This window comes from Rhizobium sp. Root483D2, from assembly GCF_001426685.1.
GTDB lineage: Bacteria > Pseudomonadota > Alphaproteobacteria > Rhizobiales > Rhizobiaceae > Pararhizobium > Pararhizobium qamdonense.
This window is the reverse complement of record NZ_LMFB01000009.1, coordinates 376,495-399,796: the sequence shown is the minus strand read 5'-3', so window position 1 is coordinate 399,796 and position 23,302 is coordinate 376,495. Positions and strand designations below refer to the sequence as shown.

Sequence of the window (23,302 nt, the reverse complement as noted above, 5' to 3'; positions counted from 1 at the left end):
GTTCAGTAGCGCCCCACGAGGAGGCCTCCATCCACGACCAGCACCTGGCCGGTCATGTATCTCGCGCCATTCGACGCCAGAAACGCGATGACGTCAGCGATATCCTCCGGCGTGCCAAGCCGCCCCATCGGGATGAATTCGGCGGCTTTTTCGGCGCCCGCCGGACCCAGCGAATTTTCTTCCGACAGCAGCTGCGCCGTGCGGATATATCCCGGCGCAATGCCGTTCACCCGTACACCGTCGCGGGCGAGCTCAACGGCGAGACCCCGCACCAGGCCGATGACGCCGGATTTGGCGGCGGAATAATGCACATGTTCGTCCCAGCCATAGGCAATGCCCATGATCGAGGAGAGCGCGACAATGCTGCCGGATTTGCGCGCCCGCATGCCGGGTGCTGCGGCCCGAACCAGCCGGAAAATACCCTTGAGGTCGATGTCGAAGGTCAGGTCCCACTTTTCGTCGGTGAGATCAGAGAGAGGCGTGCGGTGCGCGATCCCGGCATTGGCGACGATCACGTCGATGCCGCCATGGCGGTTTTCGATATCCGCAACCAGGGCATTCGTCGCCTCGGTCGAGCGCACGTCGTAAAGCTTGAATTCGGCAGAGCCGCCGGCGGCCACGATGGCCCGCGCGGTCTCAGTTCCCTTGTCTTCAAGAATATCGGTGACGACGACGTGGTCGCCGCGTGCGGCAAGAGCCTTGGCCGTCGCCTGCCCGATGCCGATCCCGGCGCCGGTAACGATGGAAATACGTTTTGATGGTTCTGTCATACTCGCTTCCTCACAACATCACATCGCCGGAATTCGGCCCAAGCGTCTGGCCGACGAACAGGCTTGCGGCCGGCGACGCCAGAAAGGCGACGGTCTCGGCAACTTCCTCCGGCTCGCCGAAACGTCCGAGCGGCAGTTCGGCCTTCTTGGCTGCACGCCAGCCGTCCGAAAGCTCCATGACGAGCGGCGTGTTGATCGGACCCGGCGCGACCGCATTGACGCGCACGCCGCGCTTAGAAACCTCGCGGGCCAGCGCCTTGGTCATGCCGATGATGGCAGCCTTGGCACCGGAATAATGGGTGAGCTCGACGCCGCCGATCTGGCCGAGTTGCGATGCGACATTGACGATCACGCCCTCGCCGCTTTTCAGCATGGCGGGCAGCACCGCCTTGGTCATCAGGAACATGCCGCGCACATGGACCGCGAACATCCGGTCGAAATCCTTGACCTCAAGATTTTCAAACAGCGCCTGATGCGCAATTCCTGCGTTGTTGACGAGCAGATGTGTCTCACCATGCGCGGCCAGCGCGGCCGCATGGATTGCGGCAACATCCGCCTCAGACGAAACGTCGCCCGCCACGGCGGCCGCTGCTCCGCCAGCAGCCTGGATTTCACGCACGACCGCCTCGGCTCTCTCAAACGAAAGATCGTTGACCGTCACCGCATATCCGTCGGCGGCGAGCTTTTGCGCAATTGCACGGCCGATACCGGAGCCTGCACCGGTGACGATGGCAGAGCGTTTTTCCACCGCCATCACGCTTCCTCCTGGATCGCCATTTGCTTGGCGCGGCGCACCGACAGCGTCATCAGAACGGCATAGGTTCCAAGCAATGCGAAGGAGAACAGCGTCGTCAGCACGCCGAAAGCAAAGACGTTCGGATGCACTTCGACCGAGAAGGTGCCGTAAATGGCAAGCGGTAGCGTCAGGTCACGGCCAGAAGCAAACAGCGTGCGCGAGAACTCGTCGTAAGACAGCGTGAAGGCAAACAGCATGGCCGACAGCACGCCCGGAAAGATCAGCGGGAACGTGATCTTGCGGAAGGTACGGGCCGGCGATACGCCGAGCGACCAGGCCGCCTCTTCAACGCTGGGATCGAAGCGATTGAAGATCGCCAACATCACCAGGAATGCGAAGGGGAAGGTGTAGACCACATGCAGCACGAAGGCCGTGCCCCACCAGTGGCGGTCGATCCCGAGCGAATTGGCGACCAGCGCCATGCCGAGGCCGACGAGAACGCCTGGCACCATCATGCCAAGGACGATCAGATAGAAGACAAAACCGGAGCCTTTGAACTTGCGGCGGAACGCCTGGGCTGCGGAAACGCCGAGAACCGTCGAAACGATCATCGTCATCACTGCCAGCGCCATCGAGCGGAACAGCGCCTCGTTGATCGGCAAGGGCGAGATGCGCGATGGCGGTGTCAGGCCGAAGAGATGCTTGTACCAATAGGTCGACCACTCGATGATCGGAAATTGCGGCCCGCCCTCCGGCCCGGTCTGGAACGACAGGATCGCCAGAACCACGAGAGGGCCATAGAGGAAGACGAGAAAGAGCGCGGTATAGGTGCCAAGACCGAATTTGATGCCGGAGGCGTTCATGATCAAAGCTCCTTTCTGAGATCGACAACCCGGAGGAGTGCGGCAACCACCGCGCCCATCAAGACGGTCAGCACGACGCCGGCCACCGCCGCAAAGGCCCATTTCAGCGACCCGACCTGGGTCACGATGATATTGCCGAGCAGGTTGACCTTGCGGCCGGACAGTGCGGCAGAGGTTGCGAATTCACCGAGAACCATGACCGAGACGAAGATGCCGCCGACAACCACGCCCGGCATGGACAGAGGCAGGATGATGGTACGGAAGATGCGGCCGAAGCTCGCGCCAAGGTCCTGCGCCGCCTCGATCACCGAGGGATCGATACGGCCGAGCATGAAGGCGATCGGCCCGACCATGAAGACGCAATAGATCTGCGTCATGCCGATGATCACCGACAGTTCGGAAAATAGCAGGACCTCGATCGGCTGCTGTACAATGCCGATCTTCATCAGGATCAGGTTGATGGCGCCTTCCTTGCCGAGCATCGGCCGCCAGGCAAGCACCCGGATGAGGAACGAGGTCCAGAACGGAATGACGCACAGGACCAGAAGAACGGTCTGGATCGTCTTGTTCTTGACGAACAGGCCGACGAAAAGGGCTGTGGGATAGCCGACAAGCACTGTCGAAACCAGCACGATCAGCCAGATCCGCACCGTCGTCCAGAGCGCACCCAGATAAGTTTCGCTGCTGAAGAACGTGATCCAGCTCTTCAGGGTGAGCGTCGGCTCGATCTTGAAGGTGGTTTGCGTCCAGAAGGAAACATAGACCATCATCAGGATCGGCAGCACCAGGAACAGCACCATCCAGATGACGCCGGGCGCCAGAAGCCAGAGCGCAGGGCCGGAGAGCTTTCTTTTGGCTGAAGTTTCAACCTGTGTTTCATCGCCAATCGCGGCCATCGTCATCTCTCATTCTCCACAACAGGCAAAGGCGTTTGTGACAGGGTGTGTTCACGCAAAGACAAGAGCATCCTCCCGCTTCCAGACCAGCGCGTAGCGGCCTTTCTCGGCATAGGCCTGCGGTGCCGCGCGGCTGAGATGAGATTCCACCTCGAACATGCGGCCATCATCGAGCGAGAAGAAGGAATTGATCGCCGCCCCGGAATATTCGCTGGCGACAAAATTGCCTTCGAGACGAACTTCGTCGTCTTGAACCGGTGCATCAGTGCCCCGGATATCCACCCGGTCGTAGCGGATCGCATAGGCAGGCGGCGATGCCACCTGGCGAAAGCCTCCGAGAGCAAATCGGCCGGCCGGACTGACGAAGACATCGTCCGTGACACCGCCGGAAAACAGATTATAGCAATTGAGAAAGCGCGCCACGGCGGGCGAAGCGGGACGATTGTAGAGAAGATCCGACTGCGCGGACTGGGCAATGTGGCCATGATCGAGAACCAGAACCGTATCGCCCATCGCAAGCGCTTCGCTCTCGCTGCCCGTCACATGCAGGAAGGTCACGCCGCAACGCTCGCGGATGGCCCGCAATTCCGTGCGCATGCGCGAGCGCAGATTGGCATCGAGCGCGCCAAGCGGCTCGTCGAGCAGAACCATCTTCGGCTCGGTCACCAGCGTGCGGGCAAGAGCCACGCGCTGGCGTTGGCCACCGGAAATCTGCGTCACGCCCCGATCTTCGAGGCCGTTCAGACCGACCAAAGAAATGATGTCGCGGACCTTTGCCTTAACGAGGGCTGTGTCGGTAACCGGGTTGAGTTCGCGGTTGACGAGACCGAAGGCGATGTTCTCGGAGACGGAAAGATGCGGAAACAGGGCGAAATTCTGGAAAACGAAACCAATGCCGCGATTGTGCGGCGCGATGCCGTCGATCCGCTTGCCGCCAAACAAGATCGATCCCTCTTCCGGCTCCTCAAAACCCGCAATGACGCGCAGAAGCGTGGTCTTGCCGGAACCGCTTGGCCCCAGAAGCGAGATATAGGCATTGTCGGGCAGAGACAGCTTGACCCTATCCAGCGCCTTTTGGCCGCCATAGGATTTCGAGACGTTCGTGAGTTGAAGAGCGGCCGACACCGCTATCCTGCCAGTTTCAAGGCAAGGAACATCCTTCGGCAAAGCTTCGCCGATGCCCGAACCGCTGATGGGTTCCGGCAGGCAAGCAAAAGCCATCAGCGCAAGCGTCACTTGCGCGTCAAAATGATGTTCCTTGGCGTTTCAAAAATGTTCCACCTGTCACGCTTCTTGCGAGCGTTTCGAGTAAGGAAATCATGACATGAATGATTTTTGTATTCAATAGGCTTTTTCAAAAAATCAAATTCACATCGAATTTATCTTTTGGGCGATCGAAATACATCATAAAAACAACCGCTCTCGGCAAACCTCCAGGTCAATGGCGCGCCCAGAGATCGCATCACAGTGTTATAAAATAACGAATTCGATCAAAATTATGCGCAAACGCACAGCTTAGCGCCGAAAACGACGACGCATCCGTGCTTAAACGGCTTCGATTTTCAGTCCCGCTATAAAATGAATATTTTCGTGATAATGTATTCAATATTCATTTTACAGCACCCTTGTCCTTGCTCCCTGCAAACGCGTAAAACTGAACCGTGGGCGATGAGCCAAAAAGAAAGCGCCGGATTGATGACTGAAGATCGCAGCGGGTCGAATGTGCAGAAGCGATACGAAATCGCTGAGGATATTCTGCGCAGCAACATCATCGGCGGTGTACTGCCTGAGGGTCTGGTGCTGCTCGAGGGGCCGATTGCAGACATTCTGCAAATCTCCCGCGCGCCGGTCCAGCGTGCGCTGCAGACCCTGGAAGCCGAGGGACTTCTGCATCGCTTCAGCGGCCGCGGCTATCTCGTCGGACCGCCGGACCAGGGGATCGAGCCCAATCGCACCGATATCAAGACGCTCGGCCTGCACATCCCGCAACATGCCGACCAGGCGCTTCAGAGCCGGTCGTCCTGGGAGCGCATCTACAACACCGTCGAGGCGGATGTCGCCGGCTGCGTGGTGTTCGGCCAGTACCGCATTGTCGAGATCGAGCTTGCGAACCATTTCAACGTCAGCCGTACCGTCGTGCGCGACGTGTTGACCCGCCTGCGCGAGCGCGGTCTTGTCCGCAAGAACCAGAGTTCCCACTGGATCGCCGGGCCGTTGACGGCCCAGATCGTTAAGGATCACTTCGTGCTGCGCCGCATGCTGGAGCCGCAGGCAATCGTCGTGGGCGCCGGGCATGTCGATCATGCCGTGCTGACCAATCTGTTTACGCACCTCTCGGCGCTGGAGCGCGAGCAGCCGAAGGATTATTTCGGCACGGTGGAAACCATCCAGTCGCGCTTTATCGAGACCTGCGTTCTGGCGACGCCGAACGAGCGGCTGAAAGACCTGATCCGCAACAACCTCTTGCCGGTGACGGCAACCGAGCGGCTCCTGCGCCGCCTGGGCCTGCCCGGCGACCCGGCCATCATTACCGAACTTCGGCTGATCGTCGAGCTTTTGATGCGCGGCGCGGCGACGGCGGCGGCCGCCATGATGGAGAGCCATCTGGACGCTTCCGTCAATCGCACCATCGCCCAGATGAAGATCGTTGCGATCATTCCGGGACCGAGCGTCACGGCCGATTACCTGACGCGGGTTCTGGAATAGCGGCAGTGCCGCGTTCCGAGTTCCCTTGCCGCAATCGCCGTGTCGCAAAGCCAGCACCGGATAATCCTCCGTTTAAGCCAAAGCCGCGCGAAGCTCGGCCAAAAGCGCCTGCCTGTCGGCCCGCGCCTGTAGCGCCTCCTCCATCGTCACCTTGATGAAGCGCGCCGGCGTATGCGGCTGCAACTGGCCGATCAGGTCCATGTCGGCTGAAATCACCGTCCCAACCATGAAATATCCGCCGCCGGAAACGGCATCGCGGTGCAGGATGATCGGCTCCGTGCCGCCGGGCACCTGGATCGAGCCATAGGGATAGCAACTGTCGACAATGTTGGACGGGTCGGAACCGGCGCCGAACGGCTGGTCACGATCGACGAAGTCGAGCTTGCGGCCGCCCTTGAAACGATAGCCCATGCGGTCGGCTTCAGGCGCAACCTTCCATTCGTCATCGAAGAAATTTACCTGAGACTGCTCGGTGACGCGGTGCCAGTAGAGGCCAGGCAGCACGCGCAGTTCCGCCGGCGCGCCCGGCCTGCGGCGCAGCGCCTCAGGCACCGTCTTGCCGTCGGTTGCAAGGCTGCCCTTGCCCACCGGCAACTCGTCCCCCGGCGCGATCGGCCGGCCCTTGAAGCCGCCAAGCGCACCGATCGGATAGGTCGAGCGGCTTCCCAGCGCTTCCGGCACATCGATACCGCCGGACACTGCAATGCAGATACGGGCGCCGGCTTTCAGGAAATCGAACGTCAGCGTCTGCCCCGCCTTAACAAGAAACGCGGTCCAGCCCGGCTGGATGGTGCCATCGACTTTCGGCGGCATGTCGGCGCCTGTCACGGCGACCAGAGCGTCCTGCGTGAACTCAAGCTTCGGGCCCATGAAGACGGCCTCAAGCCCTGCGGCCCCTTCGTCATTGCCGACGAGAAGATTGGCTGCCCGCATCGCATAGCGGTCCATCGCGCCGCCAACGGGAATGCCGAGATGAAAATAGCCCGGACGGCCGAGATCCTGAACGGTGGTCGCGAGACCATGATGGAGAACCTTAATGGCCATGGAGCATCCCCTCCAGCTTGGCATTGGTGCCGTCGATATCTTTCTGGAATTCGCGCAGATCGAAACTGACCTCGCGGATCGGCGGTGCAAACCGCCCCTTATCGACATCCTCGACCGCCTGATCATAGGCATCGCGGCCGATCGGCTTGAATTTCACGATATCGCCGGGACGGAAGAACACCATGAAATCCTGGAGGTAGCTGGTGGTCTGCGTCGGATCGAAGATCGGCATCGGGGTGATGCCGAACATCTGGTAGCCGCCGGCACCGCGCACTGAATAGATGCAGCCGAAGCAGCCACCGTGGCCGACGGTGAGCCTCGGCGTATCAGTGCGCGGGCGCAGATATTTCGGCACCTGGATTTGCCTCTGGCGCTCGACCATCTGATACATGAACGGCAGCCCTGCAACGAAGCCGACCATCGAGACGAACCAGGGCGAGCCCGAATGCGCCGCAATGAAATCATCGACAGAGCCGAAATCGTTGATGCGGGCAGCATAATCGAGATCGGTGCCGGCCGGGTCCTGATGACGTTCGCGAAAACGCATCAGCGTTTCGTGCGTCCAGGGATCATTGTAGAAAACCGGAATCTCGACGATGCGGGTCTTTAAGACCGGCTCGGCCTTGGCGGCCGCGCCCTCGATCGACTTCACCTCGCGCAGGATATCGTCGGGATGGATGATGTCGGGATTGAACTTGATCTGGAACGAGGCATTGGCTGGGCAGATCTCGGTGACCCCTTTGATACCGCTCTCGCGCACGCCTTTCGCCATCGACAGGCTGGTGAAGAACGCCTCGAGCGACATTTCCTCGCTGCATTCGACGAACAGATGTTCATCGCCTCCGAATGTATAACGCAAGCCCATCAGGCAACCTCCGCAATCTTGCCGGACAGGCCGGCGAATTCGGTCTCAAGCCATGTTTCAAGAAAACGGGTATGGAAAGCGCCACGCTTAACGCTGTCGTCGCCGGCAAGCGCCAGATGCAACGGGATCGTGGTTGGAATGCCAGTGATCACCAGACCTTCAAGCGCAGCCTTCAGCCGCTCAAGGCAGGCATCGCGATTTTCCGCCCAGACAATCAGCTTGCCGACAAGGGAATCGTAGAAGGGCGGGATCGAATATCCCTCATAGAGCATGGTGTCGAAGCGGATGCCCTCGCCTTCCGGGACCGTCAGCACCTCGATCCGCCCCGGTGCGGGCATGAAGTTGCGGGACGGGTCCTCGGCATTGATGCGGCATTCAATGGCATGGCCGTGCGCCACGATATCTCCTTGCCCGATCGACAGTTTTTCACCGCCACAAACCTTGATCATCTCCTGCACGAGATCGATGCCGGTGATCATCTCCGTCACCGGATGCTCGACCTGGATGCGGGTATTGACCTCGATGAAATAGAAGTCCTTCGTGATCTCGTCATAGAGATATTCAACGGTGCCTGCGCCGCGATAGCCGACCTCGCGGGCAAGCGCCACGGCGCTGGCGCAGAGCTTTTCGCGCACTGCTGCCGGTAACAGCATGGACGGTGCTTCTTCCCAGACCTTCTGGCGGCGGCGCTGCAGCGAGCATTCGCGTTCGAAACAATGGACGAAGCTCTCGCCGTCGCCGAGGATCTGAACCTCGACATGGCGCGCCTTGGTGATCACCTTTTCGAGGTAGAGACCACCATCGCCAAAGGCGGCGGCGGCTTCTGCGGACGCCTGCGGGAAATGACGCTCGAGATCAGCCATGGTCTCGGCAATGCGGATACCGCGCCCGCCACCGCCAGCGGCCGCCTTGATCATGATCGGAAAACCGGTTTTTTCCGCAATGGCGCGGGCCTCATCGAGGCTGGCGATCCGTCCCGCGCTGCCGGGAACGGTGGGCACCCCTGCGCGGGCCGCCACTTCACGGGCAGCGACCTTGTCGCCCAGCAGCCTTATCGCATCGCCCTTCGGCCCGATGAAGATCAAGCCGGCCGCCTCGACCGCATCGGCAAAGTCGGCGTTTTCCGACAGGAACCCATAGCCCGGATGAACCGCATCGACCCCTGCGGCCTTGGCGGCTGAAACAACAGCATCAATGTTCAGGTAGGATTTCGCGGCGGAGGGCGGGCCGATATTGACGGCCTCGTCGGCCAGCTTCACCGCCAGCATATCGGCATCGGCAGCACTGTGAACCTGCACGGTGCGGATGCCGAGCGCCTTTGCCGCCTTGATGATGCGCACCGCGATCTCGCCGCGGTTGGCAACGAGGAGCGAGCGGATGGTCATACCTCCACCTCCGCGATCACCTGACCGGCCATCACAGGCTCTTCGTTATCGACCAGGAAGCGGATGGCCTTGCCATCGACACCGGCCGGGATTTCCTGGAAGGTTTTCATCACTTCGATCATGCCGATCGTGTCTGCACTCGCCACCGCGTCTCCGTCCGCCTTGAACGGGGCGGCGTCCGGCGCCGGTGTCCGGTAGAAGGTGCCCGGCAGGGGCGATCTGATCTCAAATGTGCTCATGTCTCTCTCCGCTTTAATCTATCATTGGCCTGTGATGGCCGAAACCGGTGCGATACGAATGCCGGCTGCAATCAGCGCCTCGCGCATCTGACGCACGATTTCGAGCGCGCCGAGCGTATCGGAATGGAAGCAAATGGATTCAAAGGCGATATCGACATCTCCCCCGGAGACGGTCTTCACCTTTCCCTGCTTGCAAGCTCGCACGACTTTCTGGGCGATCGCGGCAGGGTCCGGGCGCCCGGCATCACGGGTAAACACGATCGACCCGGTATCGCCATAATCGCGGTCCGCATAGAATTCGCGCACGACCGGCTGCCCTGCTTCCCTGGCTGCCCGCTCCGTCGCCGAGCCGCCCATGCAGAAAATATAGGCCTGGGGCTCCACCGTGCGCATATACTGCACGAAGATCTGCGAAAGCTCGGGATTAACCGCCATTTCCATATAGAGCGCGCCATGCGGCTTCACATGCTGCAGGCGGGCACCATGGCGGCGGGCAAATTCGCGCACTGCGCCGACCTGATAGATGATGTCGTTGACCAGTTCCCGAGGTGTGCCTTCGATCTTGCGGCGGCCGAAGCCCTGGAGGTCGTTATAGCCCGGATGCGCGCCGATGCCGACACCATGCTCGGCTGCCAGCCGCACGGTTTGATCGATGAGGTTTGGATCGCCGGCATGAAAACCTGCGGCAATATTGGCTGAACTGATCAGCGACATCAGCGACGCATCGTCGGTATCGCCGACACGCCAGCGGCCAAACGCTTCGCCCATATCGCAATTGATGTCGACTGCTTCAATCACCGTCTGTCCCTCGCCTGCCTGCCATGAAGCAGCGTTATCGCTTTGCCGCTTTTTTGACAAAGACACGCTAGGGCGAAATGACTCTTTTGAAAAATTCTATTTTTAAATGCATCATATCTGAAAATCGAAACATGCTGCTCACAAATATTGCAGCGCAAACAGGCGCGATATCAACAGGTTAGCGGTATCTGAACCATTAAAAGGCGGATAGTTGCCCTTTTCGCGATCGGTTGTTCTGATTTTCGGATAATGAAATTCTGTTTTTTCGATGGGAGGGTACAGTCATGGCGATCAGTTTGAGACAACTTCGCTACTTTGTCGCGACCGCAGAGCTTGGACAAATATCGCAGGCGGCGATCGATCTTTCCATTTCCCAATCGGCCATCACCACGGCGATCAAGGAGCTGGAGCAGACAGTGGGTGCCGGCCTGTTCATCCGCACGCCGCACGGCATGGACCTGACCGCCGCCGGACGCCAGTTTCTGTCGCATGCCTATGAGATCCTGAAGAAAGTTGACGAGGCGACGCATTTGAACGTCGTCAACAACGAGGTCGAGGGCGTCCTGACCGTTGCCGCGACCTATACGGTCATCGGCTATTTCCTGCCTTTGCATATCGAGCGCCTGCGACGGCTTTTTCCCAAGCTCGAAATCCAGCTTTTCGAACTGACCCGGGAATCGATCGAGGAGGGTCTTTTGGCGAACCGCTATGATATGTCGGTGCTGCTCACCTCGAACATTCTAAACCCGTCGCTTGTGACGGAAAAGGTCCTGAGCTCGACCCGCCGCCTCTGGGTCCCCGCGCAACATCATTTGCTGCAGGCAGAAAGCGTCGGCCTGGCGGAGATCGCCGAGGAACCCTACATCATGCTGACCGTCGATGAGGCAGCCCATTCATCGTTGAAATACTGGAGCGCCTCGTCCTATCAGCCGCAGGTGATCCTGCGCACGTCGTCGGTCGAGGCGGTGCGTTCGCTTGTCGCCAACGGTCAGGGCGTGGCCATTCTGTCTGACATGGTGCATCGCCCCTGGTCGCTAGAAGGCCGGCGCATTGAAACCATCAATGTTCGCGACACCATACCGGCGATGGACGTCGGATTGGCCTGGCGCAAGAATATCGACCTCTCGCCGCAGATGCTCGCCTTTCGCGCCTATTTCCAGCAGGCCTTTCACCTGCCCGGCAACGCGCGCTGAGACGGCATTTCTGTTCGGCTTGATAGGTACCGATCAGAGTCCTTGATCCGGCAGCGTGCAGGTCTATCCGCGCAAAACACCACCGGCAGCGATGACATCTTGCGGCGTATCGACGTCCAGATGGGCGGCGTCGCCGATATCGACATCGATCACCGGGAGGCCGGAGGTCTCGATGAGGTGCCGCGCGCCGGTATCGCCAACAAGCCTCGTTACCGCAGGCCCCAAAGAGCGTGGCAGGATCACCGGATTGCCGCGCTTGCCGTTGGACACCGCCCGCACAATCACATCTCCGGACGACCTCCGGAACGCAGCAATCAGCGCGTTGAGATCGGCATGTGTGACGCCCGGCATATCAGCGAGCATGACCAGCACGCCGTCGGCTTCATGCACGCCCAGTGCGGCAAAGCCGGTCACCAGCGAACTTGCAATACCCGTTGCATAATCGGGATTTTCGGCAATGTGTATGTCGAGACCGGCAAGTGCGGTTTCGATCTCCGCGCGGCGATGGCCGGTGACGGCGACAACGGTCGCGGCATCGGCACCAAGGGCAGCAAGCGCTGAACGCCGCACGAGCGGGATACCGTCGAATTCGGCCAGCAGCTTATGAGCTCCCCCCTCGCCCATACGGCTTGCCTTGCCGGCAGCCAGAAGGACGATCGCGACCGATGCCGTGCCATCAAGCATATCATTTGCGCCAACCGGTTTTGATTGTGGATCGATCTCCATCGGGAACACTCCGGTCGGTTCTGGCACGGCGCCCTGGCTTTCAACTGTCCTGTTCATCCTCTTCCGCGATCTTGCGCAGAAGGTAGAGAAGCGCCACCCGCTCGGCCGGGTTGAGACGGCCCATCGTCTTTTCACTGATAAGATGGCCTTGCGGATACATCTGTTCCAGCACCGCATCGCCCTTGGGCAAAAGCGAAATCACCACCTTGCGGCCGTCTGCCTCATCCCGGGAAAGATCGATCAGGCCCCGCGCCTTCAGTCTTTCGACGATGCCGCGGATGGTTGCCTGATCGACCGAGGTCGCCTTGACGAGTTCGACCTGCGAGCTGGGGCCGAGGTCATGTAGGGCGCAAAGTGTCACGAATTGCACGGATGTCAGGTCGGGATCGCTGGCATTGCTCTGGAAGATGGCGAGATGCCGCTGATAGGCTTTGCGCAGCAGATGGCCCACCTGCTCGGTGACCAGATAAGGGTCCCGCCGGCCCAAGTCCTTCCTGTCATCGCCGCCAGTCATCGTTGTCACGCTCGCTCCCATTCCATTCTGTCTTCTTCCAAAACGCTGCAAATCGCAAGCGGATCGATCGTCAAGACCGGACTGACACGAGCGGTTGTGGGCGGCGGTATGGTCTCACGGCACGGTGCTAGCGTGCCGTGAGACAGTTCGCAATTTACTCGAGGACACGATCCTTCGATTCCGCGTTGATCAGCCAGACGCTGACGGCAGCGACAACCAGCAGGCCGGAGATCACGCCCAGAGCAAGGCCGAAGTTCGAGGTCATCAGAGGGGCCACGATCGACGGTGCCAGGAGACCGCCAAAACGTGCGACCGAGCCGGCCATGCCCATGCCGCTTGCCCGCAGCGTCGTCGGGTATATCTCGGGCGTAAATGCATAGATTGCACCCCATGTGCCCAAAAGCGCAAAGCTCAGCAGCAGGGTTGCGGCCACGATAATCTCCGCCGTCTGCCCCAGGCCGTAGGCCAGCGTTCCAATAGCGCTGAGCAGCAGGAAGCCGATCAATGTGGGCTTCCTGCCCCATTTCTCGACGCCATAGGCCGCAAGTGCATAGCCCGGCAACTGTGCGATTGCCAGAATGACGAGGAAGACCTGGCCACGGACAAAACCGAAACCATCGGCGGCAAGCTTTACCGGCAGATAGACGAACACGCCGTAATAGGAGACCGAGATCAGCATCCAGGCGAGCATCAGGAAAATCGTCCGGCGGCGCAGATCGCCGGAAAAGAGCGCTGATATCGACTTGCGTTGCGGCTTCTGCTGCACGAGCGGCGGAATTTCAACATTCGTGCCGTTGGCCTTGGCGACCGTCTGCAGCACTTTCCGCGCCTGGTCCGAGCGTCCCTGCTGGTTGAGATAGAGGGGCGATTCCGGAACGTAGAAGCGCAGCACGACACCGATCAGGGCGGGAAGACCGGTCACGAAGAAAATCGTCCTCCAGGCTTCGCCGCCTTGTGTTCCGGCACCGAGCGCCAGAAGAGCGAGGGCGACGGTGCCAACAGCCCAAAAGCCTTCAAGCAGAACCAGCCAGCGGCCGCGCCTATCGGAGGGAAGGAACTCGGCCATCATGGCGTAATCGACCGGAAGCGTGCCGCCGACGCCAAGGCCGGTCAGGAACCGCGCCACAAGCAGCCACTGGAGATCAGGGGCGAAAGCCGAGGCGACACCGCAGATCGCATCGAGGATGATGGCGATGAACAGCACGGGGCGGCGGCCGATCCTGTCTGCCAAGCGTCCGAAAACGAAGGCACCGATCAGCATTCCGAGGAAAAACAAAGTGCCGGTCTGCAGCGCCTGCGGAACGGTAATGCCGAAACTGGCGGCAATCGACGGCGCGCTGAAACCGATCGCCAGCACCTGCATGGCGTCCGCCGCCCAGACCAGGCCGAAAATGACGAACAGACGCTTTTGGAAAGCGCCGACACCGGCCATTCTCAGACCGTCTTCAACTGTAATTGGTGACTGCATGGTACCCCTCTTTATTTGAAATCATGGCGGTCGCTGTGGTTCAAGAGCGGTGGTCTCTGCCACCTTGTCTCTCGACAGCGAACGCACGGGTTTGCCGTGCCCAGGCCACCACGAATGGCGGCCAGGGCTCTTAAAATTTCTCCGTCGCTTCGATGAGAATCCGGCCGGAAGCCGAAGGATCAGTCGAATTTGTACTGCATTTCCTTGACGGCGATGTCGCCGTTCAGAACCATCGGCTCGTCATCCAGGAACAGCGAGCAATTGCGCATCGGGATGTCCAGATGGCAGGCCGTATCGTTCGGTCCGCCCAGCTCGTTGTTGGGGCCGGTCGAGAACATCACGTTGCCGTAGAAGGAGCGTGCTTCCATGCCCATGCCGCCCGGGAATTCGCCGGGCACTATGCGATGCCATTTGGCGTTCTGATTGAGGCCCCAGCCGACATGGCTCATGCCCATGCCGCGCGGATCGTTGAAACCGTCCATGTACGACTTCACAAGCTCGGCATCGAGGCCGCCGCGGATATCGGTGATCCAGCCATTTTCGATCGTGTAGATGATCGGATCGCGCACATAGATATTCTGCGGCAGCAGGATATCGCCGGGAGCAACGACGATCGTCCCGTCGACGCCGTCATCGTCCCCACCGGTAAACACGAAGCCGGACGGCCAATGGTCCCAGCGGCCCGGCTCGTCGGTGCAGGCATATTCGGTGATGGCGGGATAGGTGTTGAGCTTGTAAGTCACGTCTGTGCCATGCTCGGACGTGATCCGCATCACCTTCGCCTTGGAGAGCAGGTCGCCGGCAAATTCAACGCGCTCGCGCAATTCCTTCGTCGGCAGCATGCGGGCGAGAAGCTCCGGCGGTTCCACGGCCGTCAGAATACGCGTGCCGGACGCCTGGATTGCCATCTGTTCCGGGCTGAAGAGCAGAAAGATGCAATCGATCAACATGTCGGCGGCCTTCAGCGCCTCGACCGCTTCCGGCATGGCTGCAAGACCCGTCTGGCCGACTGCCCATGCACCGGCCGGCGGCACCGGCGGCAAACGCATGTGGTACATCTTGGCGCCAAGACGCATGCCTGCCGCCATGAAGGCATCGGCATAATCGAGGCGCTCGTTGCCCTGGGTCAGGACGATGAGTTTTTCGCCCTCGTGGACGCCCGACATCTTCAACTGATGCAGGCAGATTTCCGTAAAGCTGAAGTGATCCATGCTTGTTCCCTTTATTGATTCAAGGCGTGGGTATTTTGTCCCGTTACGGACAGCCGATCTTGACCTTGGCGATTTCGGCGATCGCTTCTTCCTTTGAGACGACATCGCCATATTTGCTGTCGATGTCGAAGAGGTTGGCATTGTGCGGGTCGGGATGCCGGTCGCCGACGCAATCGCGCACGACGATGGGCCTGAACCCGTATTGAACCGCATCGACGGCACTTGCCCGGATGCAGCCGCTGGTCGAGCAGCCCGCCATGATGACCGTGTCGATGCCCTGCGCGTGCAGATGCGACGCCAGGCTGGTGCCGAAGAAAGCGCTGGCATATTGTTTGACGATGACGAGTTCACCCTGTTCGGGCTGCACCTCATCGCAGAACTCAGCCAGTACATTGCCCTCGACCATCGCCTTCATGACCGGCGACTTCTTCACCCACATGCCGCCATCCGCGCAGTTTTCCGCCAGATAGAGAATGCGGGTATGGATGACGGGAATGCCGGCGGCGCGGGCGGCCTGGATCAGTTCGGGTGTCTGCGCGACCGCATCGATCACGCCGGGTGCATAGAGCGGAGCGCCCTCGATCGTATAGGCTTTCAGGAAATCAATAACGAGAAGAGCCGGACGTTGACCAAAACCGATCCGGTTGCCCCATACACCCTGATAGTTCGTTTCCGCGCTTTGCATCATCGTCTCCCTAATAGGCCCCGGACAGAAGCGCACCGGCACCCGGCGCGACCGCTTCCAGACCGAGCGATTTCAGCATGCAGTAGGTGGTGGCGGCGGCGGCCGTCAGCACCGGCTTTCCGGTCATCGCCTCGACCTTGGCAATGACAGGCAAAGACGGCATCTGCACGCAGGCCGACAGCACGATCACGTCGACATCCGTCAGATCGAGCGTCTGCACGATGGCGGGCAAGTTCTCCGGATCGTGGCGCGCGACATCGAGGTTGTCGGGAATTTCCAGCGCGCGCCAATCCACAACCTCGAAACCTTCTTCGCGAATATAATCGACGACGAGTTCGGTGAGCGGCTTCATATAGGGTGCCACGACGGCGATCTTCTTCGCCTTCATGACCTTCAGCCCTTCGATCAGGGCACCGGCGCTGGTGACGACCGGGATATCCGTTCCGTTTTCCTGGGTGCGGCCGGTCAGGCGTTTTTCCGACTGGCGATGATAGCCGAGCCCCATGGCCATGATCGCAACCAGGCAGGCGTAACCCAGCACATCGACACGGGCATCGGAGAGTTCGATGGCGCAACGGTCGGATTCCGCATCCATCGCCGCCAGTTCTTCCTTGACCACCTTCTTCATGCGCATGCGGCTGGAATGGAAGGTGAAGCGTTCCGGGCGGATGGATTGCCGCGCTGTCAGCATGGCCGGGATTTCGGTTTCCATGGTGGTGTTGGAACTGGGTACGATCTGACCGATACGGTAATATTTCTGCACGGATGACATCCTCTGCTTCACGAACAATGGCAAAAAAGAAACAGCGGCGGATCGGGTAATCCGCCGCTGCCGGTCAGCGGGAGAGAAAATCTCCAAGGGCTGCAAAAAACCCGTCAAAATCATCCCAGGGGATCATGTGTCCGGCGTTCGGCACGCGAACGATCTCCAGTGCCGGCAAGAGCGCGCGCGCTTCGTCCTCGTCCACCTGTTCGATCACACCGCCACGGCCAGCCACCATCAACAGGGCGGGCTGCTTCAGCTTCGGCAGATCCAGAAAGATGTCGTCCTTGTGGAAATCCTCGAACGCGGTGACGATGGCAGGCTCGTAGCATGTGTGCAGCCATTCGGCCCGCAGCGTCAGCTGTTCGTCGGTCCAGGTCGGGCAGAATGCCTTCATGCCCTCAGCGTCGATACCCTTCAGCGCCAGCCGGATGCTATCAACATACCATGGCAGCTTGCTCGGATAGGCCCGGCGGCCGGGTCCGGAGACCGGCGGGTCGATCAGCGCCAGGCGCGAAAAGGCCAAGGGAGCGGCAACCGCCGCGCGGATGGCGATGCGCGCGCCCATCGAATGACCAAGCAACGCCGGCCTGGAAAGCCCAAGGGCCGACGCAAAGCCGACGACATCGGCCGCCATGGCGTCCAGACCATAGTCGAGATCCGGACCTGTCGAGGACAGGCCGCGTCCGCGCACGTCAAGCACATAGACGTCATACCGTTCGGCCAGCCGCTCAGCGACAAAGCCCCAGGTGATTGCCGGGCTGGTAATGCCGGGGATCAGGATAACCGCAGGGCCTTTGCCGCCATAGCGCAGGTAGTGCTGGCGGATCCCGTTGGCAAAAATGTTCGCGCCGTACAGCGCCTGCCCGCTCATGCCGCAGTCTCGCTCTTCAGCGGCTCGGCATAGATGTCATAGCCATAGACCCAGGACGGATCTTCCTGGTTCAACAGGAACGTATTGGCATTGGAAACGGTCTGCACGCGCGTCGCGCGATCACGGCGATTGGCTTCGTAAAGCTTGAAGGCCGTATTGAAATCGCTGATGCCGGTTTCCTGCAGGCAGCGGGTGAGCATGGCCGCGTCTTCGATGGCCATGGCCGCACCTTGCGCCATATGCGGTTTCATCGGGTGGCAGGCGTCCCCGAGCAGGACCAGGCGGCCCTTGCTCCACAAAGGCAGGGGATTGCGATTGAACAACGGCCATTTGGTCACCGTGTCGGTGCTCTCGATCAGTGCCTGAATGATCGGGTGATAGCCCTCAAAGGCTGCCGCCATCTCCTCACGGCTGCTATCGACAAATGCCGAATCGAACTCCCAGGCCGGATGCGGAACGCCCGTGACATAGTAATATTCGTCGCGCCGTGCCGTTGTGTAATAGACCATCATATGACGGTCTGGGCCCCACCATTTGACGCAATCTTCAAAGGTCAGATCGTATTTTTTCAGTTTGTCCGAGGATATCAGCGCGCGATGTCCGACCCAGCCGCTGTAATTCGGCTTTTCCTCGCCCAGAAGCGTTTCGCGCACCCTCGAATTGATACCGTCGGCGCCAATGACGATATCGGCGCGAATTGACGTTCCATCTTCGAATTCAACCAGCACATCCGTGCCGTTATCATCGACGCGTGACAGCTTCTTGCCGAAATGCAAGGTGCCGGGCTGAAGCGCATCACATTGGATCGCTTGCAGATCGCCGCGATGAACCGTGCAATAGGTTGCGCCATATCCCTCAAGCGGAATGCGCGAGCGATAGTCGCCGGTGATGCCGTCGCGGCTGAACCAATGGGACGGCGTGCTGCTGATATCGATGACCTGCCGGTCGACGCCGATGCGCTCGAAGATCTTCAGGACATTGGGCCCCATATGAATACCGGCACCGAGGCGGGAGAAGCTGGGCGCCTGCTCATAGACATTGACATCAAAACCGGCATGCTGAAGCAGAGCACCGGCAACGGCGCCGCCGAGGCCCGCGCCGATAATCGCGATCTTTTCATTTTCATTGGACATGGCGACCCCTCTATCCGTCTTTCGACGTGTTGTTCTCAGAATTGGATGATCGGCATAATTTGTAGCGTATACGCTTTAAATAGCAAGCACCAGGCATCAGTTTTTATCGGCTTTGCAATTTATAAATCAAAGCCTACCGGGTTTCTCGCCGTTTGCAACGGTAAAATTTGGCTTGCCAGCTTACCATATGAAGCGTATACGCTTTTTATATAAAAATAAGGGGCAGCAGATGCGTGATGTCGGTGACAGTCGCATCGTTATGAGGAACAGGCACCACAAAGGGGCCAGCCTGATAGCGATCCGTCCGGGTGCAAAAGGCTTTGGCCGAACCGCTGACGCGGCGCCGGAGCAGCTGCCTTGACGCGGCCCGTTTCCGTTTCATTGACCGTAAACGACGCCCTCTGGCACGTTGACGCCAAGCCGGAAACACCACTCCTCTATATTCTGCGCAACGACCTTTCCCTGAACGGCCCGAAATACGGCTGTGGCCTGGGCGAATGCGGCGCATGCGCTGTTCTGGTTGACGGCCGCCCGGTGCGCTCCTGTACCGTGCCGCTTGGCGCAATCGGGACGCGGCGCGTGACCACGCTCGAGGGGCTTTCGGTGGCCGGAGATCTGCACCCGGTGCAGCGGGCCTTTATCGAGGAAGCGGCGGCGCAATGCGGCTATTGCCTCAACGGCATGATCATCGCTACGGTCGGACTGCTCAAACGCAATACCGATCCTGACGAGAGCGATATACGCGAGGCACTAAAGCATCATCTTTGCCGGTGCGGCACGCATCTTGAGATACTGGCCGCCGCGCGGCGCGCCGTTGCCTATGCCAAGGCGGAGCTGGCACATACGACAATGACGGACGGGACGACGGAGGTTTCGCCATGACCCTGCACCGCGAAACACCCAAATCGGCCTATATGGCCGCCGCCGAGATGCTGCTCATCGTTTCAGATGTGGAATTGGGCGACGCGGCCGAGCTTTTTATCGCCATCGGTCCGGATGGGCGCGTCATGGCGTTCAATGGCCATGTCGATTTGGGAACAGGCATCCGGACGTCGCTGGCGCAGATCGTCGCCGAAGAACTCCATGTCCCGTTCGAGCAGGTCGATATGGTGCTTGGGGCAACATCAGCCGCCCCCAACCAGGGCGCAACCATTGCCAGCGAAACCATCCAGATCACCGCCATTCCGCTGCGCTATGCGGCGGCGACCGCAAGACGTCACCTGCTTGTCAGGGCTTCGATGCGGACCGGCACGCCGGTCGAAAAGCTCATCCTGGACGACGGCATCATTCGCGCTGCGACCGGTGAAAACTGGAGCCTGAGCTTTGCCGATCTCGTCGCCGGCGCGCATGTGCGTCTGTCGATCGACGCTTCTGCCGAACTCAAACCGGCCTCTGCCTATACGATTGTCGGCTCCTCGCGTCCGCGCGTCGATATTCCCGCGAAAGCGACGGGGCGCTGGACCTATGTGCACGACGTACGCGTACCCGGCATGCTGCATGGCCGCGTCATCCGCCCGCCCTATGCCGGCTTTGATCATGGCGAGCATGTCGGCAACAGTCTGATCTCCATCGATGAGACATCCGTTGCCGGTATCGAGGGCCTGGTTGGCGTGGTCGCCATCGGTGATTTCGTCGGGGTTGTCGCCACGCGTGAGGAAATCGCCATCGAAGCGGCAAAGACACTCAAGGTGGTCTGGCGTGCCGCGCAGGAACGCCCGGACCTCAACGCACCGGAAGCAGCGCTGCGCGCCAATCCTTCGACCCCGCGCAAGCTTGCCGATCGCGGCAATGTCGATATGGCGCTCGCCGGCAGCGCCCAGCCGATGAACCGAACCTATGTCTGGCCCTACCAGATGCACGGATCGATCGGACCGTCCTGCGCCGTGGCAGACTATCGCGACGATGGCCTGACCGTCTGGTCCGGGACGCAAAACCCTTTTCCCATGCGCCGCGATCTCGCCCTGCTTTTGGATATGCCCGAAGACTTGATCCTCGTCGAACGGCTTGAAGCGGCCGGATGCTATGGCCGGAACTGCGCCGACGACGTCACCGCCGATGCGGCCCTTCTATCGCGCGCTGTCAAAGCGCCGGTCAGGGTGCAATTGAGCCGCGAGCAGGAACATGCCTGGGAGCCCAAGGGGGCAGCACAGATCATGGACGTTCGCGGCGGCCTCGATCTGGAGGGCGGCCCCTCGGCCTATGATTTCGAAACGCGCTATCCCTCAAACCTCGCCCCGACCCTGCCGCTCATCCTCACCGGCAAGGTGCCGCCAATTTCGGACGTGGTGCAGATGGGCGACCGCACCGCGATCCCGCCCTATGCCTATGGCAATCTGCGCGTCACCGTGCATGACATGCCGCCGATCGCCCGTGCTTCCTGGTTTCGCGGTGTTTCGGCCATGCCCAACACCTTCGCCCATGAATGCTATGTGGATGAACTGGCGGCCGCAGCCGGTGTCGATCCGATCGAATACCGGCTGCGCTATCTGCAGGATCCGCGCGCGGTCGATCTCGTCAACGCGCTGGCCGCGCGGGCAAATTGGGTGCCGCACACCACGTGGGGTACGCTGGGCGGCGAAGGCGATCTTCTCTACGGTCGCGGCTTTGCCTATGCCGTCTATATCCACGGCCCCTTTCCCGGCAAGGCGGCGGCCTGGGCCGCATGGGTCGCTGATGTCGCCGTTAACACCAAGACCGGCGAAGTGGCCGTCACGAAAGTGACCTGCGCGCAGGATTCCGGGATGATGATCAATCCCGATGGCGTTCGTCACCAGATCCACGGCAATATCATCCAGTCCACCAGCCGGGTGCTGAAGGAAAAGGTGGAGTTTTCATCGACAGCCGTGACCTCGAAGGAATGGGGCGGCTATTCGCTCATCACCTTCCCCGAAGTCCCCGATATCGATGTCCTGATGATCCCCCGGCAGGACGAGCCACCGCTCGGCGTCGGCGAGTCCGCATCCGTGCCGAGCGCCTCTGCCATCGCCAATGCCGTCTATGACGCAACCGGCATCCGTTTCCGCGAATTGCCTTTGACGCCGGAACTGGTGCTGGCCACGCTGAACAGCGGCAAGAACGCGGCATCGCCGGCCGAACCCGCAAAGAAGCGCAGATGGTGGACAGTCGGTCTGTCCGCCGCAGGGGCCGTCGCCGCCCTTTCGGGGATTGTCACCATGGCCTCGCCATGGCGCCCCGCCATCGGCACGATCCCGACACCCGACAGCAATGTCTATAGCGCTGCAACGATCGAACGCGGACGCATGGCTGCTGCTGCCGGCGCCTGCAATGTCTGCCATGCCGGCCCCGACGGAACCCCGTTCGCCGGCGGACGGCGCTTCGACACGCCGTTTGGCGCGGTCTATGCCACCAACATCACCCCTGATGCGAAAAACGGTATCGGCGCCTGGTCCTATCCTGCCTTCGAGCGTGCCATGCGCGAGGGTGTCAGCCGCGACGGCCATCATCTCTATCCCGCTCATCCCTACACATCATTTGCCGGCGCAGAGGATGCCGACCTCCAGGCGCTTTATGCCTATATGATGACGCAAAGTCCGGCCTCCGATAAGCCGCCGGAAACCAAGCTGACATTTCCCTATAATATTCGCGCGATGATGGCCGGCTGGAATGCCCTGTTCCTGAAGGCCGAGCCGTTCCGCTATGTCGAGACGCGCGATGCGCAGTGGAATCGCGGCGCCTATCTGGTCGAAACCCTTGGCCACTGTTCGGCCTGCCATACGCAGCGCAATGTGCTGGGCGCGGAAAGGACCGGCAATGTCCTCTTGTCCGGTGGATTTGCCGATGGCTGGGAAGCGCCCGCGCTCAACACTTTTGCCAAAGGACCCGTCGGCTGGACGGCGGACGCCTTCTACGACTATCTGCGCACCGGGCATTCGCGCGACCACGGCAGCGCCGCTGGCCCGATGGCGCAGGTGGTCGATGTCATGCAGCCGCTTCCCGATAGCGACATCCGCGCCATGGCCAACTATCTCGCAAGCTTGAACGGTGGGACCGAACCCGCCGTCGCGACCGCCCAGAGCGAGGCTGCCATTGCCGCGAGCGAAACAACCAAGTCCACTGCAGCCCTTTTGTCGCCCAAGGGCGAACGGATCTTCAACGGGGCATGCGCGACCTGCCATACAGGCAACACCATCCTGCCGTCGCTGGCGCTGAACAGCAACCTGCATGCCGATACACCGGACAACATTCTGCAGGTCATATTGCACGGTGTCGAAGCACCGGCCATCCTTGCCAAAACCAGAGGACGCGAAGCGCCGGAAGTCATGTCCATGCCCGCGTTCGGCGATACGTTAAGCGAGGGCCAGATCAAGGACCTCGCAGCCTATCTGAGGGCGCGTTTTGCGCCGGGAAAACCGGCATGGACAAATACGGCAGGCGCCATGCAGCGCGTAACGGCGGCAAGCCACTGAAGGAGC

General features: G+C 60.5%; 22 protein-coding genes. 4 read left to right on the top strand and 18 right to left on the bottom strand.

Annotated features, from left to right (window positions below):
• Nucleotides 1-2: 2 nt before the first annotated feature.
• From ASD32_RS08430 to ASD32_RS08410, 5 genes are read right to left on the bottom strand one after another with little or no spacing between them, the layout of a single operon-like run.
• Nucleotides 3-770 (bottom strand): SDR family NAD(P)-dependent oxidoreductase, encoded by a 768-nt coding sequence (locus ASD32_RS08430; RefSeq protein WP_060637547.1) that lies wholly within the window; start codon nucleotides 768-770, stop codon nucleotides 3-5.
• A 10-nt stretch (nucleotides 771-780) separates the two neighbouring features.
• Entirely contained in the window at nucleotides 781-1,524 is a 744-nt protein-coding gene (locus tag ASD32_RS08425) for a glucose 1-dehydrogenase (protein ID WP_060637546.1), read from the bottom strand.
• The gene (locus ASD32_RS08420) at nucleotides 1,524-2,369 is read right to left on the bottom strand and encodes an ABC transporter permease (protein ID WP_060637545.1); all 846 of its coding nucleotides are present in this window, start codon (nucleotides 2,367-2,369) and stop codon (nucleotides 1,524-1,526) included. The genes ASD32_RS08425 and ASD32_RS08420 overlap by 1 nt, the downstream gene beginning before the upstream one ends.
• Before the next feature lie 2 nt (nucleotides 2,370-2,371).
• Nucleotides 2,372-3,271, bottom strand: a complete 900-nt coding sequence (locus ASD32_RS08415; protein WP_060637544.1) for an ABC transporter permease — start codon at nucleotides 3,269-3,271, stop codon at nucleotides 2,372-2,374.
• 45 nt (nucleotides 3,272-3,316) lie between these two features.
• A complete protein-coding gene (locus ASD32_RS08410; protein ID WP_060637653.1) occupies nucleotides 3,317-4,390 on the bottom strand; it encodes an ABC transporter ATP-binding protein in 1,074 nt (357 codons plus the stop codon).
• Nucleotides 4,391-4,960: 570 nt separating this feature from the next.
• Between ASD32_RS08410 and ASD32_RS08405 the strand changes: the two genes are divergently transcribed.
• Nucleotides 4,961-5,971 carry a GntR family transcriptional regulator gene (locus ASD32_RS08405; protein WP_060637652.1) on the top strand — a complete coding sequence of 337 codons (1,011 nt, stop codon included), beginning with the start codon at nucleotides 4,961-4,963 and terminating at the stop codon, nucleotides 5,969-5,971.
• Nucleotides 5,972-6,043: 72 nt separating this feature from the next.
• Here ASD32_RS08405 and ASD32_RS08400 read toward each other — a convergent pair whose 3' ends face one another.
• Genes ASD32_RS08400 through ASD32_RS08380 form a run of 5 tightly spaced genes read right to left on the bottom strand, consistent with a single transcriptional unit; the run spans nucleotide 6,044 to nucleotide 10,302 of the window.
• Nucleotides 6,044-7,015, bottom strand: a complete 972-nt coding sequence (locus ASD32_RS08400; protein WP_060637543.1) for a biotin-dependent carboxyltransferase family protein — start codon at nucleotides 7,013-7,015, stop codon at nucleotides 6,044-6,046.
• The gene (locus ASD32_RS08395; RefSeq protein ID WP_060637542.1) at nucleotides 7,005-7,880 is read right to left on the bottom strand and encodes a carboxyltransferase domain-containing protein; all 876 of its coding nucleotides are present in this window, start codon (nucleotides 7,878-7,880) and stop codon (nucleotides 7,005-7,007) included. Before ASD32_RS08395 ends, ASD32_RS08400 begins: the two co-directional genes overlap by 11 nt.
• A complete protein-coding gene (locus ASD32_RS08390) occupies nucleotides 7,880-9,265 on the bottom strand; it encodes an acetyl-CoA carboxylase biotin carboxylase subunit (RefSeq protein WP_060637541.1) in 1,386 nt (461 codons plus the stop codon). The genes ASD32_RS08395 and ASD32_RS08390 overlap by 1 nt, the downstream gene beginning before the upstream one ends.
• Complete coding sequence (locus ASD32_RS08385) at nucleotides 9,262-9,504, bottom strand: acetyl-CoA carboxylase (protein WP_060637540.1); 243 nt, start codon at nucleotides 9,502-9,504, stop codon at nucleotides 9,262-9,264. Before ASD32_RS08385 ends, ASD32_RS08390 begins: the two co-directional genes overlap by 4 nt.
• A 21-nt stretch (nucleotides 9,505-9,525) precedes the next feature.
• Nucleotides 9,526-10,302 (bottom strand): 5-oxoprolinase subunit PxpA, encoded by a 777-nt coding sequence (locus tag ASD32_RS08380; protein WP_060637651.1) that lies wholly within the window; start codon nucleotides 10,300-10,302, stop codon nucleotides 9,526-9,528.
• A 284-nt stretch (nucleotides 10,303-10,586) separates the two neighbouring features.
• Between ASD32_RS08380 and ASD32_RS08375 the strand changes: the two genes are divergently transcribed.
• Nucleotides 10,587-11,495: a LysR family transcriptional regulator gene (locus ASD32_RS08375; protein WP_060637539.1), complete on the top strand. Its 909-nt coding sequence runs from the start codon at nucleotides 10,587-10,589 to the stop codon at nucleotides 11,493-11,495.
• A gap of 63 nt (nucleotides 11,496-11,558) precedes the next feature.
• Here ASD32_RS08375 and ASD32_RS08370 read toward each other — a convergent pair whose 3' ends face one another.
• The 8 genes from ASD32_RS08370 to ASD32_RS08335 form a co-directional block, all read right to left on the bottom strand.
• Complete coding sequence (locus tag ASD32_RS08370; protein WP_162252652.1) at nucleotides 11,559-12,278, bottom strand: NTP transferase domain-containing protein; 720 nt, start codon at nucleotides 12,276-12,278, stop codon at nucleotides 11,559-11,561.
• Complete coding sequence (locus ASD32_RS08365) at nucleotides 12,262-12,735, bottom strand: MarR family transcriptional regulator (protein ID WP_060637538.1); 474 nt, start codon at nucleotides 12,733-12,735, stop codon at nucleotides 12,262-12,264. Before ASD32_RS08365 ends, ASD32_RS08370 begins: the two co-directional genes overlap by 17 nt.
• Nucleotides 12,736-12,889: 154 nt before the next feature.
• On the bottom strand, nucleotides 12,890-14,203 hold the full coding sequence (locus ASD32_RS08360; protein WP_060637537.1) for an MFS transporter: 1,314 nt from the start codon (nucleotides 14,201-14,203) through the stop codon (nucleotides 12,890-12,892).
• Nucleotides 14,204-14,382: 179 nt separating this feature from the next.
• Complete coding sequence (locus tag ASD32_RS08355; protein WP_060637536.1) at nucleotides 14,383-15,414, bottom strand: hypothetical protein; 1,032 nt, start codon at nucleotides 15,412-15,414, stop codon at nucleotides 14,383-14,385.
• Nucleotides 15,415-15,457: 43 nt separating this feature from the next.
• A complete protein-coding gene (locus ASD32_RS08350) occupies nucleotides 15,458-16,099 on the bottom strand; it encodes an N-carbamoylsarcosine amidohydrolase (protein WP_060637535.1) in 642 nt (213 codons plus the stop codon).
• 10 nt (nucleotides 16,100-16,109) lie between these two features.
• Nucleotides 16,110-16,862, bottom strand: coding sequence for an Asp/Glu racemase (locus ASD32_RS08345; protein ID WP_060637649.1), 753 nt, complete (start codon nucleotides 16,860-16,862; stop codon nucleotides 16,110-16,112).
• Between the two features lie 73 nt (nucleotides 16,863-16,935).
• Nucleotides 16,936-17,736: an alpha/beta hydrolase gene (locus ASD32_RS08340; RefSeq protein ID WP_060637534.1), complete on the bottom strand. Its 801-nt coding sequence runs from the start codon at nucleotides 17,734-17,736 to the stop codon at nucleotides 16,936-16,938.
• Complete coding sequence (locus ASD32_RS08335) at nucleotides 17,733-18,869, bottom strand: FAD-dependent monooxygenase (protein ID WP_060637533.1); 1,137 nt, start codon at nucleotides 18,867-18,869, stop codon at nucleotides 17,733-17,735. Before ASD32_RS08335 ends, ASD32_RS08340 begins: the two co-directional genes overlap by 4 nt.
• Nucleotides 18,870-19,226: 357 nt before the next feature.
• Here ASD32_RS08335 and ASD32_RS08330 point away from each other — a divergent pair, with 357 nt between their 5' ends.
• Both ASD32_RS08330 and ASD32_RS08325 read left to right on the top strand, forming a co-directional pair.
• Nucleotides 19,227-19,751 carry a (2Fe-2S)-binding protein gene (locus ASD32_RS08330; RefSeq protein ID WP_156383099.1) on the top strand — a complete coding sequence of 175 codons (525 nt, stop codon included), beginning with the start codon at nucleotides 19,227-19,229 and terminating at the stop codon, nucleotides 19,749-19,751.
• Complete coding sequence (locus ASD32_RS08325) at nucleotides 19,748-23,296, top strand: molybdopterin cofactor-binding domain-containing protein (protein WP_060637532.1); 3,549 nt, start codon at nucleotides 19,748-19,750, stop codon at nucleotides 23,294-23,296. The genes ASD32_RS08330 and ASD32_RS08325 overlap by 4 nt, the downstream gene beginning before the upstream one ends.
• Nucleotides 23,297-23,302: the final 6 nt, after the last annotated feature.

What these genes read in the sequence shown, in the direction of transcription:
- ASD32_RS08430 (WP_060637547.1), bottom strand. Translation starts at nt 770, where the DNA reads ATGACAGAACCATCAAAACGTATTTCCATCGTTACCGGCGCCGGGATC.
- ASD32_RS08425 (WP_060637546.1), bottom strand. Translation starts at nt 1,524, where the DNA reads ATGGCGGTGGAAAAACGCTCTGCCATCGTCACCGGTGCAGGCTCCGGT.
- ASD32_RS08420 (WP_060637545.1), bottom strand. Translation starts at nt 2,369, where the DNA reads ATGAACGCCTCCGGCATCAAATTCGGTCTTGGCACCTATACCGCGCTC.
- ASD32_RS08415 (WP_060637544.1), bottom strand. Translation starts at nt 3,271, where the DNA reads ATGACGATGGCCGCGATTGGCGATGAAACACAGGTTGAAACTTCAGCC.
- ASD32_RS08405 (WP_060637652.1), top strand. Translation starts at nt 4,961, where the DNA reads ATGACTGAAGATCGCAGCGGGTCGAATGTGCAGAAGCGATACGAAATC.
- ASD32_RS08400 (WP_060637543.1), bottom strand. Translation starts at nt 7,015, where the DNA reads ATGGCCATTAAGGTTCTCCATCATGGTCTCGCGACCACCGTTCAGGAT.
- ASD32_RS08395 (WP_060637542.1), bottom strand. Translation starts at nt 7,880, where the DNA reads ATGGGCTTGCGTTATACATTCGGAGGCGATGAACATCTGTTCGTCGAA.
- ASD32_RS08390 (WP_060637541.1), bottom strand. Translation starts at nt 9,265, where the DNA reads ATGACCATCCGCTCGCTCCTCGTTGCCAACCGCGGCGAGATCGCGGTG.
- ASD32_RS08385 (WP_060637540.1), bottom strand. Translation starts at nt 9,504, where the DNA reads ATGAGCACATTTGAGATCAGATCGCCCCTGCCGGGCACCTTCTACCGG.
- ASD32_RS08375 (WP_060637539.1), top strand. Translation starts at nt 10,587, where the DNA reads ATGGCGATCAGTTTGAGACAACTTCGCTACTTTGTCGCGACCGCAGAG.
- ASD32_RS08370 (WP_162252652.1), bottom strand. Translation starts at nt 12,278, where the DNA reads ATGAACAGGACAGTTGAAAGCCAGGGCGCCGTGCCAGAACCGACCGGA.
- ASD32_RS08365 (WP_060637538.1), bottom strand. Translation starts at nt 12,735, where the DNA reads ATGACTGGCGGCGATGACAGGAAGGACTTGGGCCGGCGGGACCCTTAT.
- ASD32_RS08360 (WP_060637537.1), bottom strand. Translation starts at nt 14,203, where the DNA reads ATGCAGTCACCAATTACAGTTGAAGACGGTCTGAGAATGGCCGGTGTC.
- ASD32_RS08355 (WP_060637536.1), bottom strand. Translation starts at nt 15,414, where the DNA reads ATGGATCACTTCAGCTTTACGGAAATCTGCCTGCATCAGTTGAAGATG.
- ASD32_RS08350 (WP_060637535.1), bottom strand. Translation starts at nt 16,099, where the DNA reads ATGCAAAGCGCGGAAACGAACTATCAGGGTGTATGGGGCAACCGGATC.
- ASD32_RS08340 (WP_060637534.1), bottom strand. Translation starts at nt 17,736, where the DNA reads ATGAGCGGGCAGGCGCTGTACGGCGCGAACATTTTTGCCAACGGGATC.
- ASD32_RS08335 (WP_060637533.1), bottom strand. Translation starts at nt 18,869, where the DNA reads ATGTCCAATGAAAATGAAAAGATCGCGATTATCGGCGCGGGCCTCGGC.
- ASD32_RS08325 (WP_060637532.1), top strand. Translation starts at nt 19,748, where the DNA reads ATGACCCTGCACCGCGAAACACCCAAATCGGCCTATATGGCCGCCGCC.